Here is a 17,823-nt window from a genome sequence, read left to right on the forward strand (position 1 = left end):
TTTTAAACAGAAGTACAAATGCTTCAGCAGAATCCTTTAATGCCAAAGTAAAGGCTTTTAGATCACAATTTAGGGGAGTCAGGAATACGGAATACTTCTTATATCGCTTGATTAAATTATATTCTTAAAATGGTAAAAACCCAACTTTTGGGATTGATCCCTGAAAAACACTCCAATTCTGTACCTATTCTGTACCCCTTGAAAAAAAGAAAGGCCTCACATTTCTGTGAAGCCTTGTCTTTCCTAGTAGCGGGAACTGGACTCGAACCAGTGACCTTCGGGTTATGAGCCCGACGAGCTACCTACTGCTCTATCCCGCGATGTATGTTCAATGTACCTTAATGGTACTGTCATTTTATTTTTTTTTCAGTCAGAGTAGGTACCCTGTCCTGAGCGTAGTCGAAGGATGCTGCTTGGTTCCTGAGCGAAGCCGAAGGACTATCCCGCGATGTGCGTTTCCAAAATTATCAACCTGGCTCTAAACCCTCAGTTCATAATGCTGACTGAATTATTTCGGACTGCAAAGATACATCCTTTTTATGATTTCCCAAATCTATTTTAGATTAAATATTAAAATTGAGCCTAATTTTTTATCTATCATTTAAAAATGCACAGTTGTAGTCCTCCTTGTCCAAAATCTTTCTATTTTGTATCGATTTTAATTAAATCCGTCACCTTTAATTCGCCCGATTATTTATGGATAACTATGGTTTTCTCTCAATCCTGCCACCTATCATTGCCATCGTATTGGCACTCAGAACCAAACAAGTTTATGTGGCCCTGCTTTTTGGAATATGGTTTTCATGGGTCATCATTAATGACTGGAATTTTCTTACCGGTACGCTAGCGGCCATAGAGGGATTGGTAAATGTTTTTAAATCCCCGGGAAATACAAGGACCATAATGTTCAGTGCATTGGTAGGGGCACTGCTGCTGTTCATTCAATACTCCAAAGGGGTGGAGGGATTTATAAACCAGATCAATAGGGTAATCCTCTATTTTGAGAAAAAGCAGAGTGGATATAGTAGGGTAGTGGTGCAGCTTATGGCGTTACTTACCGGAATTTTACTATTTGTGGAGACAAGTATTAGTTCCTTGACAGTTGGGACCCTTTACCGACCCGTTTTTGATAAGCTTAAAATTCCGAGGGAAAAACTCGCCTATATTGCCGATTCCAGTTCCGCCCCTTCCTCCATTTTAATTCCCTTTAATGCATGGGGGGCTTTTATAATGGGGTTACTGCTTACGCAGGGAATAGAGAATCCGTTTGGGACCATGCTTGCTTCCATAGCCTATAATTTTTACCCTATTCTCGCCATAGTGATTGTTTTCGTGGTAATTATCGGCAAAAAGGATATAGGACCTATGGGCAAGGCCGAAAAACGCACCAGGGAAACAGGGAAATTGTTAAGTGATACTGCCAAACCCATGCTGTCCAGTGAGATAACCTCTTTTGAATCCAAGGCAGGAATCAAGGCCAAGGCGTATAATATGGTCGTGCCCTTGGCGACTATGGTATTTATGATGCCAATTAATTTGGCCTATACGGGTTGGGGTGCCGTGGAGGACGCCTCTTCATTTTCGGACCATCTTTTTAAGGCAATAGGCAATGGGTCTGGTTCATCATCCGTGCTATATGCAGTACTAACGGCAATTTTAGTTGCCATGGTAATGTATAGAGTGCAAAAAATTATGAAAACCAAAGAAATGATCGACCTGACCCTGAAGGGAATTAGCGAACTGATGCCACTAGCTTTGTTGATGTTATTGGCCTTTGCAATAGGAGACGCATGTAATGCCTTGGGTACCGGGCAATTTATAGCAAATTGGTCCAAGGACTGGTTGTCGCCTGCTTTTTTACCGGCTGTTATTTTTGTGATCAGCTCCCTTATAGCGTTTTCAACTGGGACTTCCTGGGGAACCTTTGCCATTATGATGGCGATCTCCATGCCCATGGCCGAAATCCATGGAGCACCACTGCCTTTAATTGTGGCCGCTACCTTAGGGGGTGGGGTTTTTGGAGACCACTGTTCCCCTATTTCGGACACCTCCATTATTTCATCCATGGCCTCTGCCAGTGATCACATAGACCATATAAATACACAGTTGCCCTATGCCCTGATCGGCGGTTTGGTAACAGTGCTTCTTTATGTAATTTTAGGCCTAATCATGATTTAGATGGTAGGATTCCACTACCTTTGCAACTATTAAAGTTAAAAAGGAAAGATGTCGCATAAAGCTGGTTTTGTAAATATTATAGGAAATCCCAATGTGGGGAAGTCCACACTTATGAATGCCTTTGTTGGGGAAAAGTTATCCATAATTACTTCCAAGGCACAAACAACCCGGCACCGAATTTTGGGAATTGTCAATGGGGACGATTTTCAAGTGGTACTTTCCGATACCCCGGGAATCATCAAACCGGCCTATGAATTGCAATCGTCTATGATGGACTTTGTGAAATCGGCCTTTGAAGATGCCGATGTATTGCTTTATATGGTTGAAATTGGTGAAAAGGCCTTAAAGGACGAGCGCTTTTTTGAAAAACTAAAAAATACCAAAATCCCTGTTTTGCTTTTATTGAACAAGATTGACGTATCCGAACAGAATATTTTGGAAGAGCAGGTTCAATATTGGCACGAACAATTACCGACCGCTGAAATACATCCCATATCCGCCTTGCAGAATTTTAATGTGAAGGAAGTCTTTCTACGGATATTGGAATTGTTGCCGGAAGCCCCGCCATATTATCCAAAGGACCAATTAACGGACAAGCCGGAGCGATTTTTTGTAAACGAAACCATCAGGGAAAAAATCCTTCAATTCTACAAAAAGGAAATCCCATATTCAGTGGAGATCGATACCGAGGAATTCTTTGAAGACGAGGACATTATCCGAATGCGATCCGTTATCATGGTGGAACGCGATTCCCAAAAAGGGATTATTATTGGCCACAAGGGAAGTGCCCTAAAAAGGGTAGGAGTGGAAGCCCGTAAGGATTTGGAAAAATTCTTCGATAAACAGGTGCATTTGGAACTCTATGTAAAAGTAAACAAGAATTGGAGAAGCGATCCCAATCAGTTGAAGCGCTTTGGCTACAATCAGGGTTAGTATTTTAAAAGTTCGTTTTTAGGGAGGTAAATGTTTCTTAGTTTTCTTTGTCCACCCCATTTAGGCTAGATCCTTAACAATTAGTTATTATTTATTTTACGCTTAGCTTATAGCCGGTTTACATCTTTGGTTTTAAATAAATAACCAAAGAAAATGAAGAAAACACTTTTAGCACTTTTCGTAGGTGGAATGCTATTCACCTCTTGTATCAAAGATCATATTGGCCATGGTGGCGGTAATGACGACGTAGATGTATCAACCCTTACATTTGCCAAAATAGGTGGGTTCTCCAATGGAACAGGAGAGGAAGGTTTTGCTGAAATCAGTGCCTTTGATCCCAAGACCAACAAATTGTTTATCGTAAATCCGGTCCAGTCCGAAGTTTCGGTTTGGGATATTTCATCTCCTTCCTCCTCAGTAAAATTGAGCTCAATTTCATTGGTGGGAACTCCAAATAGTGTTGCTGTTCACGACGGACTTTTGGCTGTAGCTGTAGAAAATGCCAATAAACAAATGAATGGTACAGTACAGACTTATGATACCGAGACCCAAGCCTTGGTAAATACATATAATGTAGGTGCATTGCCAGACATGGTTGCTTTTAGTCCTGATGGAAAATATATAATTTCTGCCAATGAAGGGGAACCAAATGCTGATTATTCGGTAGATCCAGAGGGGTCCATTTCTGTAGTGGACGTTCAAAAAAATGAGGTTAATACTATGTTTTTTACTTCCTATAGTGCGGCTTCAATAGGGAACGATTTTAGGGTTTTTGGTCCATCGGCAAGTATTGCCCAGGATGTGGAACCGGAATATGTGGCAGTTTCGGACGATAGTAAGTTTGCCTATGTAACGCTTCAGGAAAATAATGGTATTGCCGTAGTCGATTTAAAGAATAAGGCCATTGCCAATGTTTTTGGTCTAGGTGTAAAGGATTATTCTTTTGGGGAAAATATGATGGACGCCAGCAATAAGGATGATGTGGTAGGGAACTTTCGGAATTGGCCAGTGCTTGGTTTTTATATGCCGGATGCCATTACTTTTACCAAGCTAGATGGCATGGATTATATTATTACGGCCAATGAAGGGGATTCTAGGGATTACGATGGATATTCCGAAGAGGAAAGGGTAGAAGATGTAATCTTGGATCCGTTAGCTTTCCCTAATGCCGCTGATCTACAAATGGAGGAAAATTTGGGAAGGTTAAAAATTACCACGGCAAATGGTGATATCGATGGCGATGGAGACTTTGATAAAATATATGCCTACGGAGGAAGGTCTTTTACAATCTGGTCTACTTCTGGGACTTTGGTATATGACAGTGCCGATGAAATTGGAAGAAGGACTTTAGAGCTTAACCCATCTTATTTTAATGCCGATGAGGGTGAAGCCGATGGACGAAGTGATGATAAAGGTGCCGAGCCAGAATCTGTAACCACTTTGAAGGTGGGCAGTTCTACTTTGTTATTTGTTGGTTTGGAGCGTACAGGTGGTGTTTTGGTGTATGATATTACCAATCCCAATAGTCCAGAATACGTAAATTGGCTTTTTGATTCCTCGGATATTGCTCCCGAAGGTCTGGTGACTATTTCAGAGGAAAATAGCCCAACAGGAAATACCTTGGTAATTATCACCAATGAAGTTTCCAACACCGTAGCGATTTACGAAATAAAATAGATTGCAATTTGTTTTGTAAGTATTCCCCGGGTATCTGCCCTGTATACTCGGGGATTATTTTTTGTAATAGTCACTTCGACAGAGTCTATTTTTTGGACGACTAAAAGTCGCACATTTTAGGCCGGACCCATTGGTGTGTTTTGGTAACTCTAGGTATTTATTTGGATGAATTACATTCTCCGATTATTGCTTGGTGGCTGAACGGAGCCGAAGCCACATTCAAAAGTTTTTCTTGCTGACCCTATTCGATTTCGACTACGCTCAATCTCCGCCAAGACCATGAAACTTTAAGCCAGAAACTTTGAACTTTCAACCTTGGCATGCCGTAACATAAACTCATGCAATTGATGCATTTGGGGCTTGCCCTTTCTTTTTCCTATCCTACCAAATACATAAAGAACAATCCATACAATGACCATTAAGGCCATTAATCCGATCTGCAGGTCCGTTTCTTTACCCAGCGCATTATTGGAATAGGCCCATACCCCAAAAATAATGAACAATGTGGCCACTCCGAAATGCACGAACATAAAAAATGTCCATAAGGTAGGGTTGGGACCAAACAATCCGTAGATAGTGCTGCCGCCTTCTTCCCGGTCCACCACTTCTATCTGCAGTTGGGGCGACCAAAAATGGGATTCCGCCTTATTGAATTTTATAAAAACATGATGATCGGAAATCTTTACGACAAAAGGAGGAGTGTCCTCATTTTGGAATAATTGCAATATGGATTTCGCAGGACCTTTTAGATTAATTTGGAATCTTGGTCTTAGGATAATTTCGTTGGGTAACACTTTCAAACTAGATGGCTGATAATTAGGATAAAAGATACTGTTTTTTCTTCGGATATAAATAGTACTTTTGCATCAAATTAAAAGTATGAGTGCTATTGTAGCCATTGTAGGAAGACCTAATGTAGGCAAATCAACCTTTTTTAATCGATTGATTCAAAGAAGAGAGGCCATTGTTGATGCCGTAAGTGGGGTTACACGAGATCGTCATTATGGTAAGAGTGATTGGAACGGAGTAGAGTTTTCTTTGATCGATACCGGTGGATATGTGTTGGGGAGCGATGACGTTTTTGAAAAGGAAATAGATAAGCAAGTAGAATTGGCCATCGATGAGGCAGACGCCATTATCTTTATGGTAGACGTGGAATCTGGGGTTACCGGAATGGATGAGGATGTAGCCAATTTGTTAAGGCGCGTAAATAAGCCCGTTTTCTTGGTGGTCAATAAAGTAGACAACGGAAAAAGAGCCGAGGATGCCGTTGAGTTCTATTCTTTGGGTCTAGGGGAGTATTATACCATTGCCAGTATAAACGGTAGTGGTACGGGCGACTTACTGGACGATTTGGTGAAGGTGTTGCCGGAAAAGGAAAAAGAGAAGGACGACTTGCCTCGTTTTGCCGTGGTTGGAAGACCCAATGCAGGAAAATCATCCTTTATCAATGCCCTGATTGGGGAAGAGCGATATATAGTGACCGATATTGCGGGTACTACTAGAGATAGTATAGATACCAAATACAACCGGTTTGGGTTCGAATTTAATTTGGTAGATACGGCCGGAATCCGTCGTAAGGCCAAGGTCCGGGAAGATCTGGAGTTCTATTCCGTAATGCGTTCTGTAAGGGCCATAGAACATTCGGACGTTTGTATTCTTATGTTGGATGCTACCCGAGGTTTTGACGGACAAGTGGAAAATATTTTCTGGTTGGCTCAGCGCAACAACAAGGGAATAGTGATCCTGGTTAATAAATGGGATTTGGTTGAGGATAAGGAAACCAACACCATTAAGCAATACACCCAAAAAATAAAGGAGGCAATAGCTCCTTTTACAGATGTGCCCATTCTTTTTGTATCCGTCCTGACCAAACAGCGTATCTATAAGGCTATTGAAACAGCAGTTCAAGTCTATGAAAATAGGCAAAAAAAGGTCGTTACCAGAAAACTGAACGATATCATGTTGCCCATTATAGAAAATTATCCTCCACCGGCCTATAAGGATAAGTATGTTAAAATAAAGTTCTGTACTCAACTGCCAACCCCCTATCCACAGTTCGCTTTTTTCTGTAATCTTCCACAATATGTAAGGGATCCCTACAAGCGATTTCTGGAGAATAAGCTAAGGGAGAATTTTGATTTTACCGGGGTACCGGTAACGGTATTTATGAGAAAGAAATAGGGATCTGCACTGGTATTGAGGTATTTCTAAAAGTGAGGTCTTAAAGTTCTGTTAACCATTTGGGTCGTAGTAGGGCAAGGGTTATTTTTGGGGGCTTACCATACTACCAAGAATCCAAGACAGAATTACCAAATGAAGAAATTTCACCTTTCTATCCTATTTTCCATTCTATTTTTTAGCCATTCTTTTTCCCAGGATTTCGTGTTGAGCGGGAAGATTGTCGATGCCATTACCAAGGCTCCATTGGAAGCATGCACAATTTATGCGGAATCATTAAAGGATAGTTCCTTGGTAACCTATACCGTATCCGATCAAAAAGGGTTGTTTGAACTGGAAGGGGATACCAATCTCAAGGAGTTAAACGTATACTTCTCCTATAATGGGTACAAGCCACATAGTTTAAAAGTGAAACTGGAAGCCCAAGTAGATTTGGGGAGTGTGCCATTGGAGGAGCAAGCACAGGAATTGGATGCTGTTCTTGTTGTGGGCGATAGGGTTCCCATCACCATAAAAAAGGACACCTTGGAATTTAATGCTGATTCCTTTAAAACGAAACCAGATGCCTCTGTAGAGGATGTGCTGAAAAAGTTGCCTGGGGTAGAGGTGGATAGCGATGGGAAGATTACCGTAAATGGTAAGGAGGTAAATCAGGTGCTGGTAAATGGTCAGGTTTTTTTTAGTAACGACCCTAAAGTAGCCACCAAAAGTTTGCCCAAAGATATAATAAGCAAGATTCAAATTACCGATACCAAAACCAAAACCGAGGAATTTACGGGGGAAGCCGGCGATGGGGAAAACAAAACCATAAATCTTACCATAAAAGAAGATAAGAACAAGGGCTATTTGGGAAGAATGGCAGCGGGCTATGGCACTGATGATCGATATCAGCTAAACGGACTGCTCAATTATTTTAGTGATAAGAAAAGGATAAGTTTTATAGCAAGCTCCAATAACATTAACAATTCAGGTTTTTCCTTTGATGAGATTTACGACATGGTGGGGAATACCGATGGGGGATATTCTGGGGCACGGGAATCTGGGCTGATCAATAATTTTGGCAATGGAATTACTACTTCATCAAATCTTGGAACTAGCTATGCCAATTCCGAAAAGGGGGAATATAAAATCGATGCCAATTACTTTTTTGGATACAGCGATTCCTATAATGACCAGAAGACAAGTAGGGAAAACATCTTGCCCGATAGTAGATATTTTACGGACAACATATCCAATTTTGAGGGTTCTACCAATTCCAATCGGGGTGCGGCCAACATAGATTATGATGTTGATGAAACGCTTCGGGTGACGGTTCAGCCCTCCTTGAGCGTTAACAGGACCAACTCTGTCAACAGTAATAATCGGGTTTCCACGGATCAAAATGGAGATTTGATCAATAGAAATGATAGGGTATCGGTCAATGACGGTGTTCAAAGTAGTTTTTCCAATCGTATTGGAATTATGAAAAAGCTGGATACCATTGGTAAAATGATAAGTATTTCCTTTTCCAATGACAATTCTGAAAATTTGAATACGTCCAACTTAAATTCGTACCGAGAGATATTTGGGGATGATCCAAGTATAGAAACCCTAGATCAGCTTTCGGAAATAGACAATAAAAGAAATTCCTATGAATTGGAGCTGGATTATAGACAACCGTTGACCAGTAAACTGTTCTTGGATTTTGGTTATGAATATAAAAATGATCAAAGGGACAATGCCAAACAGGTAATGGATTTCGACACTGCAACCAATGGATATACCGATTTTAACATGGCTTTGAGTTCGGATTTTACCTTTGGAAATATACAACAGTCCCCTTCTTTTGGAATACGCAGTAATGGGGAAAAGTTGAATTTTAGAGTCAATGCCACCTATGTGATGACGGATTTAAAGAATCAAGATTTTCTTCAGAACACCACTTTTTCAAATTCATATAAGAATCTGATGTTCAGGACCAATATTAGATATAATCTGGGCAAGAACGAGCGCTTGTACCTAAGGTACAATTCCAGGCTCAATGTGCCATCGGTCAATCAATTGCAACCGGTACCCAATATTAATGATCCACTGAACGTGGTAATAGGAAACCCCAATTTACTGCCCAGTGTTAATCATGGTATAGATTTTAATTACAACAATTATAATTGGAAGGAACGAACTGGGATTTTTCTGTATTCAGGATTTGATATTCAAAAGGATAGGGTGTCCGCTATTTCCACCACCGATGACAATTATTTAAGAACTACACGCTATACCAATGTAGATGGAAACTATAGTGGGTACGGAGGTGTAGGGTATTCCAAACAAATTAAGAAAGACAGTCTATATACCATTAAATTTAACGTTAGACCAAGGTTAAATTTTGGGCGACAAGTAAGTTTTACCAATGGGGTGGAATTAAAAGCGAAATCCTTTGATGTAAGTCCGTATGTTTCAACTACCTACAATTATAAGGAACAGATAGAGATTGAACCAGGGTATGGAATAGGTTTTAATAATACTACCTATAATTTGGAAAGTGTAGACGATATTAAATTTACATCCCAAAATGCCAGTCTAAGGGTTACAACCTATTGGCCCAAGAATTTAATATGGGGCAATGATTTAAAATACAGCTACAATGGCAATGTGGGTCCAGGATATAAGAAGGATGCCCTTTTTTGGAATATGAGTCTCGGTCTTCAAATGCTACAGGATAAAGGCACCCTTAAAGTCTTGGCCTATGATTTGTTGGATCAAAATATAAATACCCGAAGAACTACAGGGGAGGATTTTATTCAGGATTTTCAAGGTACCGTACTGCAACAGTATTTTATGGCCAGCTTTACCTATAAGTTTGATCAGTTTGGAGGTAAAAGGCCAAATAGTGGAGGGGGAAGACGTTATTACAATTAATCCTCTAGGAAGTATAAGTTGTTTTTGGTTTGAATGCCTGTACATTTTCATTTCCAAATCCTCAAATCCTCAAATTAACACATTGATAAATTGGTACATTATCAAGTGAACCCCTATTGTATTCTTTTCAATAATATTTGATTATCTTTTTTCTTTCTTCCGATCGCTGTTACCGGTTTGAAGGGTTTAAGGTTTGAATGTCAATACATTTTCATTTCCAAATCCTCCAATTAACGACCCTGCTATGCGTAATGCGGGATTTTAAGGCAGTAGCCTTTCGATTGCACTAACAGTAGCCAAAGCTGTGTCTTTGGGTTTAAATTTACTCAATAAACGTCAAAGCGCTTCTTTGGCGGGCTATGAAATACTTGCCTTACCTGTGCTACTGAACTCAGCATTACCTAGGAGCCATTGTTGGCGGTTCGTTTTATTTTTTTCGTTTGTAGTGTAGTTGTATCAATCCAGTTTCAAATGTTTTTACACTGACAAATTCTAATAATTGCTCAGGTCTTTCTTCTTTAAACAGCCTTGTTCCATTTCCGACCAGAATTGGTACGATGGAGATGGTAAGTTCATCTATCAGGTCATTTTTTAAAAGTTCGTTAACGACTTCTGCTCCACCATCACAATAAATGTCTTTTCCCTTTTCACTTTTAAGTTTGGCAATTAGTTCCACCAAACTACCTGAATAGAACTTGATTCTACCACTATCTGGACGTTCTGTTCTTGTAACGACATAAACATCCCGTTTTCCATTATCGTAATGCGAAGCACCAATCTCCTTTACCACATAATCATAAGTTTTTCGACCTATGATAATGGTATCAATTGTTGATGTAAATGCTGCATATCCATAATCTTCCCCTTCTTTTTCAACTAGTTTTAGAAAACTAAGGTCATCATTTGGTTGAGCTATAAATCCGTCTAAACTGGTTGCTATAAATAGTTTTACTTTTCTCATTGAATGTTAATTTTTACCACAAAACTAAGAATGCTCCCAAAACCTTGCTTTGGAAAAAAACGACTTTTTAAAGGTCGGAGGGCAGAAGACCTGTATATTGCTTAATTGCGTTTGTGAGATGTGAATGGTCATAATATCCACATTCAAAGGCAATATCTAGTAAACTCCGATTTTGCTTTGAACCTTTGATTAAACCCAAAGCATTTCTAAAGCGGATAATGTTTGAATACTTTTTGGGTGATAGTCCGATGAGCTTTTTAAAGTTGCGTTCAAGCTGTCTTATTGTTGTAAAATTTCGTTTTGATAATTCGTAGATACACAGTTGCCCTTTCGTTGAATGAATATCGTTGATAATTGATTGTAGTTGGTAATTTTTGTTTTTTAGTCTTGACGAAAAGAATTGGTTAAAATAATTGAAAGAATTTTCAAATGTTTTATCAAGATTAAATGATTGGGATTTTTCAAATTCAACGGTGTCGTTAGTCAGTTCATTTTGTGAGGCATAGAAATTTGTGAAAGTACCAGGTTTTAGACATACGCCCATTAAGTGTGTATCAGTATCAATAACGCTATCTTTAAATGAAGTCATTGCACCAACCACGTAGGTTTTCCCAAACTCCATTGATAGTAAGCCGTTATCTGTAAGACATTTATTTCCTATATTCATTACAATACCAGTACATCCATCTGGGAAAACCCGTTCCCTCTGGCTTTTGAACTCGTTTCCTTTCAACTCCCAATAGAAATCGATAAAGGACTCTAATTCATTATGAGGCTTTATTTTTTTGTATTTCATTGGTTTCTCTAATGTTGTTCGTACAATGACCGCCAACACATTGATAAATTGGTACATTATCAAGTGAGCCCCGATTGTATTCTTTTCAATAATACTTGATTATCTTTTTTCTTTCTTCCGATCGCTGTTACCGGTTTGAAGGGTTTAAGGTTTGAATGCCTATACATTTTCATTTCCAAATCCTCAAATCCTCAAATTAACACATTGATAAATTGTTACATTAAGCAATTGGTACATTTTCACATTAAAACCATCACCAACCTCCTGAGGAACCACCGCCACCAAAGCCTCCGCCGCCGAAGCCTCCTCCGAAACCGCCGCCGCCAAAACTGCCTCCACCGCCAAATCCTCCACCCGAAGATCCGGATCTGTAACCGCCCCGGCCCATATTGCTGAGCACAATTATATCCCAAAGGTCCATGCCCTTATGGTTGCCTCCCTTACCGCCACCCCCTCTTTTCCCTTTGTTGGAGAGTATAATCAGGATAACTATAAAAATGATGAAAGGAAGTACGGTCTGAAATGGAAATCCAGGATTTTCATCGAAACTGCGCTCTTCCTTGAACTCTCCATTCAGCACATTAAAAATAGCATCAGCTCCCTTATTGAGTCCGGCGTAATAATTTCCCTGTTTGAATTCTGGGATGATTACTGTTTCTATAATACGTTTGGAAAGGGCATCTGTTAATGTGGGCTCTATTCCATATCCTGTGTTGATGGCAATTTTTCGATCGTCCCTGGCCAATAAGATCAAAATACCGTTGTCTTCCTTGGCCTGTCCTATACCCCAGGCATGTCCCCAGTTAGCACCTAGAAAATTGATATTTTCCCCTTGGGTAGAAGGGATAATGGCTAAAACGATCTGGGTGGAAGTACTATCTGCATATCGGATCAATTTTTGCTCCAAACTGGTTTTTTGTTCGGCAGAAAGTAAATTTATATAATCGTAAACACTTGTTTGTTCCTGAAGTTTTGGTTTTTCAGGAATTTTAAATTGGGCAACAGTTATGGAGAAGCTGCATAATACCAGGAATAAGAGACTACCCTTTAGATACTTCATTGCTTAATTCGTTGGTGTTATTGTGTCGCCAAGGAAAGTGGGTTTGCAGTTCTTTGCCGGCCATGAGTATTCCTTCTATGATCCCTTGTTTAAAATTCCCTTTTTTAAAATGATTTTCCAGTATCGTTTTGGTGTTGTCCCAAAAATTATCGGGGACCACCCTGTTTATGCCTTTATCGCCATAAATAACAAATTTCTTGTCATGAACGGCAATGTAGATCAACACCCCATTTTCTTCTTTGGTATTGTCCATTTTTAAATAGTGGAATACTTCTTGGGCACGTTCAAAATGGGGTTTCTTGGTCATGGGTTCAATGTGCACCCTAATTTCCCCCGAAGTGTTTTTTTCGGCCTCTACAATAGCATTCACTATTTCCAATTCCTCCTTGGCCGTCAAAAAATCTTCTACTTTGGACATGGTACTTTAGTTGAATTCAAAATTTACGTCTGGAGCTTGCTCCGCACCGGCTTCCGATTTAAAGTAAGCCAATTCATCAAAATTAAATAGGCCTGCCAATACGGAATTTGGAAAAGTTTTAATGTGATTGTTATAGGGCAGGACGCTTTCGTTAAATCGATTTCGCTCTATGTTTATTCTGTTTTCAGTGCCTTCCAACTGGGATTGCAGTTCAAGGAAATTTTGATTGGCTTTCAGGTCAGGATAACGCTCTACGGTGACCAAAAGACTTTTCAGGGCACCGCTAAGTCCACCCTGTACCTCATTGAATTTTGCAAGTTGCTCTGGGGTAATGTTGGTGGGGTCTATACTGACAGAAGTGGCCTTGGCCCTAGCTTCTATAACGGCTGTAAGAGTACCTTTTTCAAAGTCGGCAGCACCTTGTACCGTCTTGACGAGATTGCCTATAAGATCGTTTCGCCTTTGATAGGCGCTCTCTACATTGGCCCAGGTCTGGGTAGATGTTTCCTTGAGTTTAACAGCTGTATTGTTAAAGCCTACGGCCCATTGGTACAAGCCTATTCCCAAAACGGCAAGAATAATAACCGGAATTAACCATTTTTTCATGATCAGTGTGTTTAGTGTTATTTATAGTTGGTTCTTTATTTTAATTAGTTCAGCCTTAACTTTTTCCAATTTTTGAATCACATCAAAGGTAGACAAGGTCTTTAATTTATCTTCCCTTAGATGGGTTTTGGCACCTTCCAGAGTAAAACCGCGTTCCTTTACCAAATGGTATATCAACTGAAGGTTTTTAATGTCCTGGGGTGTGAATTTTCTATTGCCCTTAGCATTTTTTTTAGGCTTGAGCACGTCAAACTCCTTTTCCCAAAAACGGATAAGTGAGGTGTTCACATCAAAGGCATCGGCCACTTCACCAATACCATAATATCGTTTTTCCGGAAGATCTATATGCATTAATCCAGGGATTGATTTTCTTGGGTTGCGTATTTCAACATATTTTCAAATTCTTCCGAGGTTAAACTGCCGTAATAGAAGTTGATCGGGTTAATACGTTGGTCGTCTTTCCAGACCTCATAATGCAGGTGTGGGGCTTCGGATCTTCCGGTACTTCCCACAAATCCGATGAGGTCACCTCTTTTTACCTTTTGACGGGCTTTAACGTTGTACTGACTTAAATGGCCATAAAGACTCATATAACCATAGCCATGATCTATTCTTATGTGTTTTCCATAACCCGAGGCATTGTTGTCCGCTCTGGTAACGGTTCCGTCGCCAGAAGCATATATAGGAGTTCCTTTAGGAGAGGTAAAATCCATACCCCAATGCATTTTTCTAGCCTTGGTAAATGGGTCGGAACGCCAACCATAACCAGATGCCATACGCGTTAGGTCCTCATTTTTTATGGGCTGTATGGCAGGGATGGCCGCCAATAATTTTTCTTTTTCCTCCGCCAACTTGGTAATTTCGTCCAGGGATTTGGATTGAATCACCATTTGTTTTTGGATGATGTCCAGCCTTTTGGTAGTGGCGATGATCATTTCGGAATTGTTGAAGCCTTCCAGGGATTTGTACCTGTTTACCCCACCAAATCCAGCTCTTCGCTGTTCTTCAGGTATAGGGTTGGCCTCAAAATACAATCTGTAGATATTGTTGTCCCGGTCTTCGATATTGGCCAGAACATTTTCTATCTGCTCCATTTTTTTGCCCAACAATTCAAACTGAAGTTCGTAATTTTTGACCTCTCGTGCCAAGGAAAGTTCGCGCGGGGTGTTTACCAAATTGGTGTTTAAAAGTAATATGAGTCCTAAAAATCCAAATAGAAATGACCCTAGAAAAAATAGAGCAATATTTCTAAATCTTCTGGACTTTTTGGGTTCTATCTTACGGTAAGATAGGGTGTCCGGGTCGTAATAATATTTTACCTTAGACATGTATCTAATTTATCCTATTTTTGTGGTCTTGTTTATAGATAACTTACAATTTTGCAAAATGTTTTCTAACAACCGTTAAATATATAAAAAGCTTACCAATTTACATGAAATCCCAAGAAATTAGAGCCAAGTTTTTAGAATTTTTTAAGGAAAAAAGCCATAAAATTGTTCCTTCTGCACCTATGGTCATCAAGGATGATCCAACTTTAATGTTCACCAATGCGGGCATGAATCAATTTAAGGAGTTTTTCCTTGGAAACTCTGTACCTAAGTACAATCGCGTGGCCGATACCCAAAAATGCCTTAGGGTAAGTGGCAAGCACAATGACTTGGAAGAGGTTGGAAAGGATACCTATCACCATACTATGTTCGAAATGTTGGGGAACTGGAGTTTTGGCGACCCTGCCCGGCCGGCAAGTGGATATTTTAAGACCGAGGCCATTGCTTGGGCATGGGAGTTTTTGACCGAGGTTTGCAAAATTGATAAAAATAGTCTTTACGTAACGGTTTTTGAAGGAAGTAAGGATGCCGATAAACTTGATCAGGATACGGAAGCCTTGGAGCTTTGGGGTAAAATAGTGCCAAAGGAAAGGATTCTATTTGGTAACAAGAAGGACAATTTCTGGGAAATGGGAGACCAAGGGCCATGCGGACCTTGTTCGGAAATACATGTGGATATCCGTTCTGCCGAGGAAAAGGCTAAAATATCCGGAGCAGTTCTTGTCAATCAAGATCACCCGCAAGTAGTGGAGATATGGAACTTGGTTTTTATGCAGTACAATAGGAAGGCCAACGGACAATTGGAAGCCTTACCCGCCAGACATGTGGATACAGGAATGGGCTTTGAGCGTTTGTGCATGGTAATGCAGGGAGTGCAATCCAATTACGATACGGATGTGTTTACGCCCATCATCAGGGAGATAGAGACCATCACCAATTCCAAATATGGTAAGGATGAAGAAATTAATATTGCCATAAGGGTAATTGCCGATCATATTAGGGCGGTTTCCTTTTCCATTGCAGACGGACAGTTGCCCAGTAATACCGGCGCAGGCTATGTAATTAGGAGAATCTTAAGAAGGGCCATACGTTACGGATTTACCTTTTTGAACACCAAAGAACCATTTATGTTCCAATTGGTAAAGGTACTTTCGGATACCATGGGAAAATCCTTTCCCGAACTTAAGGATCAGCGCCAGTTAATAGAAAATGTGGTGAAGGAAGAGGAACATTCCTTTTTAAAGACGTTGGACCAAGGATTATTATTGTTGGACAATATTGTTGCCGAAAACAAAGACAAAAAAATAGACGGTAGAAAAGCGTTCGAGCTTTACGATACTTTCGGATTCCCCATAGATTTAACAGCCCTAATTTTAAGTGAAAGAGGCTATGATCTGGATGAAAAAGGTTTCGAAACGGCCATGAAGGAGCAAAAGGATCGTTCCAGATCGGCATCTGAAGTGTCCAAAGAGGATTGGGTTGTTCTTGCCGATGATCCGCAGCAGGAATTTGTGGGTTATGACCATTTGGAAACCACGGTAAAGATTGTAAAGTATAGAAAGGTAACATCCAAAAAGGAAGGAAAGCAGTATCAGATTGTGTTCAACCTAACCCCATTTTATCCCGAAGGAGGGGGACAGGTTGGGGACAAGGGGTATTTGGAAGCCCCCAATGGGGATGTGGTATATATCTTGGATACCAAAAAAGAAAATAATGAGATTGTTCATATTGCGAAAAATTTACCCAAGGACACTACGGATAAATTCAAGGCTGTAGTAGATGCAAAGCAGCGCAAAAGAACCGAATGTAACCATACAGCTACGCATTTATTGCACCAGGCCCTACGTGAAATTTTGGGGACACATGTGGAACAAAAAGGTTCGGCCGTGCATTCCAAATACCTGCGCTTCGATTTTTCCCATTTTGCCAAACTTAGTACGGATGAATTGTCGGCAATAGAAAGTTTTGTGAATGCGCGTATTAGTAATGGACTTCCGCTGGAAGAACAGCGCAACGTGCCTATGGAAAAGGCCTTGGAGCAGGGGGCTATGGCCCTTTTCGGGGAAAAATATGGGGATGCGGTCAGAACCATTCGATTTGGGCAATCCGTAGAACTATGCGGGGGTACCCACGTGCGGAATACGGCCGATATCTGGCATTTTAAGATTAGGTCGGAAGGCGCAGTTGCCGCGGGCATAAGAAGAATAGAAGCCATAACCTCGGATGCGGTAAAGGACTTCTATGCCGAAAGTAATAATACCCTGTTGGAAATTAAGGAGCTTTTGAATAATCCCCAGGAACCCGTAAAGGCGTTAAAGGCTTTGCAAGAGGAAAATTTAAGGTTGAAAAAAGAAGTGGAAATCCTCTTGAAGGACAAAGCCAAAAATTTGAAGGGCGATTTGCTCAATGCCCTTACAGAAGTAAACGGAATTCAATTCTTGGCCAAGAAGGTGGATTTGGATGCCTCGGGAATAAAGGATATCTCCTTTGAGATGGGTCAGAATAGAAAGGATCTATTTTTACTTTTCGCTGCGGAGAGCGCAGGGAAAGCACTTTTGTCCTGCTATATCTCCAAAGAACTGGTGGAAGAGAGGAAATTGAATGCCGGAACCATTGTGCGGGAGCTAGGAAAGTATATTCAAGGAGGCGGGGGCGGCCAACCGTTTTTTGCTACGGCCGGAGGTAAAAATCCAGCAGGAATTGAAGAGGTGCTCCAGAAAGCTAAGGCTTATATAGAATAAAACAGTAGTCAGAATCCGAATAATTGTGAAATCTAAAGGAGGCTTT

Annotated in this window: 15 protein-coding genes and 1 tRNA gene; 7 read left to right on the forward strand and 9 right to left on the reverse strand. The window is 40.4% G+C overall.

What is annotated here, in order from left to right; translation table 11 throughout:
- Positions 1-128: transposase (locus C7972_RS21950; protein WP_146216268.1), on the forward strand; the 128-nt coding region annotated here is incomplete at its 5' end.
- Between the two features lie 119 nt (positions 129-247).
- On the opposite strand, the gene C7972_RS21955 is transcribed toward C7972_RS21950, so the two are convergent.
- A tRNA-Met gene (locus tag C7972_RS21955) sits at positions 248-320 on the reverse strand.
- 376 nt (positions 321-696) lie between these two features.
- Between C7972_RS21955 and C7972_RS21960 the strand changes: the two genes are divergently transcribed.
- From C7972_RS21960 to C7972_RS21970, 3 genes are all read left to right on the forward strand, one after another.
- Positions 697-2,178, forward strand: coding sequence for a Na+/H+ antiporter NhaC family protein (locus C7972_RS21960; RefSeq protein WP_110358316.1), 1,482 nt, complete (start codon positions 697-699; stop codon positions 2,176-2,178).
- 48 nt (positions 2,179-2,226) lie between these two features.
- Positions 2,227-3,111: a GTPase Era gene (era, locus tag C7972_RS21965; RefSeq protein ID WP_110358317.1), complete on the forward strand. Its 885-nt coding sequence runs from the start codon at positions 2,227-2,229 to the stop codon at positions 3,109-3,111.
- A gap of 153 nt (positions 3,112-3,264) precedes the next feature.
- The gene (locus C7972_RS21970; RefSeq protein WP_110358318.1) at positions 3,265-4,788 is read left to right on the forward strand and encodes a choice-of-anchor I family protein; all 1,524 of its coding nucleotides are present in this window, start codon (positions 3,265-3,267) and stop codon (positions 4,786-4,788) included.
- A 287-nt stretch (positions 4,789-5,075) separates the two neighbouring features.
- Here C7972_RS21970 and C7972_RS21975 read toward each other — a convergent pair whose 3' ends face one another.
- Positions 5,076-5,582, reverse strand: coding sequence for a GTP-binding protein (locus C7972_RS21975; protein ID WP_309148940.1), 507 nt, complete (start codon positions 5,580-5,582; stop codon positions 5,076-5,078).
- An 85-nt stretch (positions 5,583-5,667) separates the two neighbouring features.
- Between C7972_RS21975 and der the strand changes: the two genes are divergently transcribed.
- Both der and C7972_RS21985 read left to right on the forward strand, forming a co-directional pair.
- Complete coding sequence (gene der / locus C7972_RS21980) at positions 5,668-6,972, forward strand: ribosome biogenesis GTPase Der (RefSeq protein WP_110358320.1); 1,305 nt, start codon at positions 5,668-5,670, stop codon at positions 6,970-6,972.
- Positions 6,973-7,104: 132 nt separating this feature from the next.
- A complete protein-coding gene (locus C7972_RS21985) occupies positions 7,105-9,867 on the forward strand; it encodes an outer membrane beta-barrel protein (RefSeq protein ID WP_110358357.1) in 2,763 nt (920 codons plus the stop codon).
- Positions 9,868-10,294: 427 nt separating this feature from the next.
- On the opposite strand, the gene C7972_RS21990 is transcribed toward C7972_RS21985, so the two are convergent.
- From C7972_RS21990 to C7972_RS22020, 7 genes are all read right to left on the reverse strand, one after another.
- A complete protein-coding gene (locus C7972_RS21990) occupies positions 10,295-10,828 on the reverse strand; it encodes a dihydrofolate reductase family protein (RefSeq protein WP_110358321.1) in 534 nt (177 codons plus the stop codon).
- A gap of 67 nt (positions 10,829-10,895) precedes the next feature.
- A complete protein-coding gene (locus C7972_RS21995) occupies positions 10,896-11,624 on the reverse strand; it encodes a helix-turn-helix domain-containing protein (RefSeq protein WP_110358358.1) in 729 nt (242 codons plus the stop codon).
- Between the two features lie 253 nt (positions 11,625-11,877).
- Positions 11,878-12,684 carry a YgcG family protein gene (locus C7972_RS22000; protein WP_110358322.1) on the reverse strand — a complete coding sequence of 269 codons (807 nt, stop codon included), beginning with the start codon at positions 12,682-12,684 and terminating at the stop codon, positions 11,878-11,880.
- Positions 12,665-13,102 carry a TPM domain-containing protein gene (locus tag C7972_RS22005; RefSeq protein ID WP_110358323.1) on the reverse strand — a complete coding sequence of 146 codons (438 nt, stop codon included), beginning with the start codon at positions 13,100-13,102 and terminating at the stop codon, positions 12,665-12,667. The genes C7972_RS22000 and C7972_RS22005 overlap by 20 nt, the downstream gene beginning before the upstream one ends.
- 6 nt (positions 13,103-13,108) lie before the next feature.
- Complete coding sequence (locus C7972_RS22010; protein WP_110358324.1) at positions 13,109-13,708, reverse strand: LemA family protein; 600 nt, start codon at positions 13,706-13,708, stop codon at positions 13,109-13,111.
- A 21-nt stretch (positions 13,709-13,729) separates the two neighbouring features.
- Positions 13,730-14,059, reverse strand: a complete 330-nt coding sequence (locus C7972_RS22015; protein WP_110358325.1) for a MerR family transcriptional regulator — start codon at positions 14,057-14,059, stop codon at positions 13,730-13,732.
- Positions 14,059-15,036 (reverse strand): M23 family metallopeptidase, encoded by a 978-nt coding sequence (locus tag C7972_RS22020; RefSeq protein ID WP_110358326.1) that lies wholly within the window; start codon positions 15,034-15,036, stop codon positions 14,059-14,061. The genes C7972_RS22015 and C7972_RS22020 overlap by 1 nt, the downstream gene beginning before the upstream one ends.
- 104 nt (positions 15,037-15,140) lie before the next feature.
- Between C7972_RS22020 and alaS the strand changes: the two genes are divergently transcribed.
- Positions 15,141-17,777 (forward strand): alanine--tRNA ligase, encoded by a 2,637-nt coding sequence (alaS, locus tag C7972_RS22025; protein WP_110358327.1) that lies wholly within the window; start codon positions 15,141-15,143, stop codon positions 17,775-17,777.
- Positions 17,778-17,823 lie beyond the last annotated feature (46 nt).

The sequence above is a fragment of the Arenibacter sp. ARW7G5Y1 genome (assembly GCF_003201775.1).
In the GTDB taxonomy this organism is placed as follows: domain Bacteria; phylum Bacteroidota; class Bacteroidia; order Flavobacteriales; family Flavobacteriaceae; genus Arenibacter.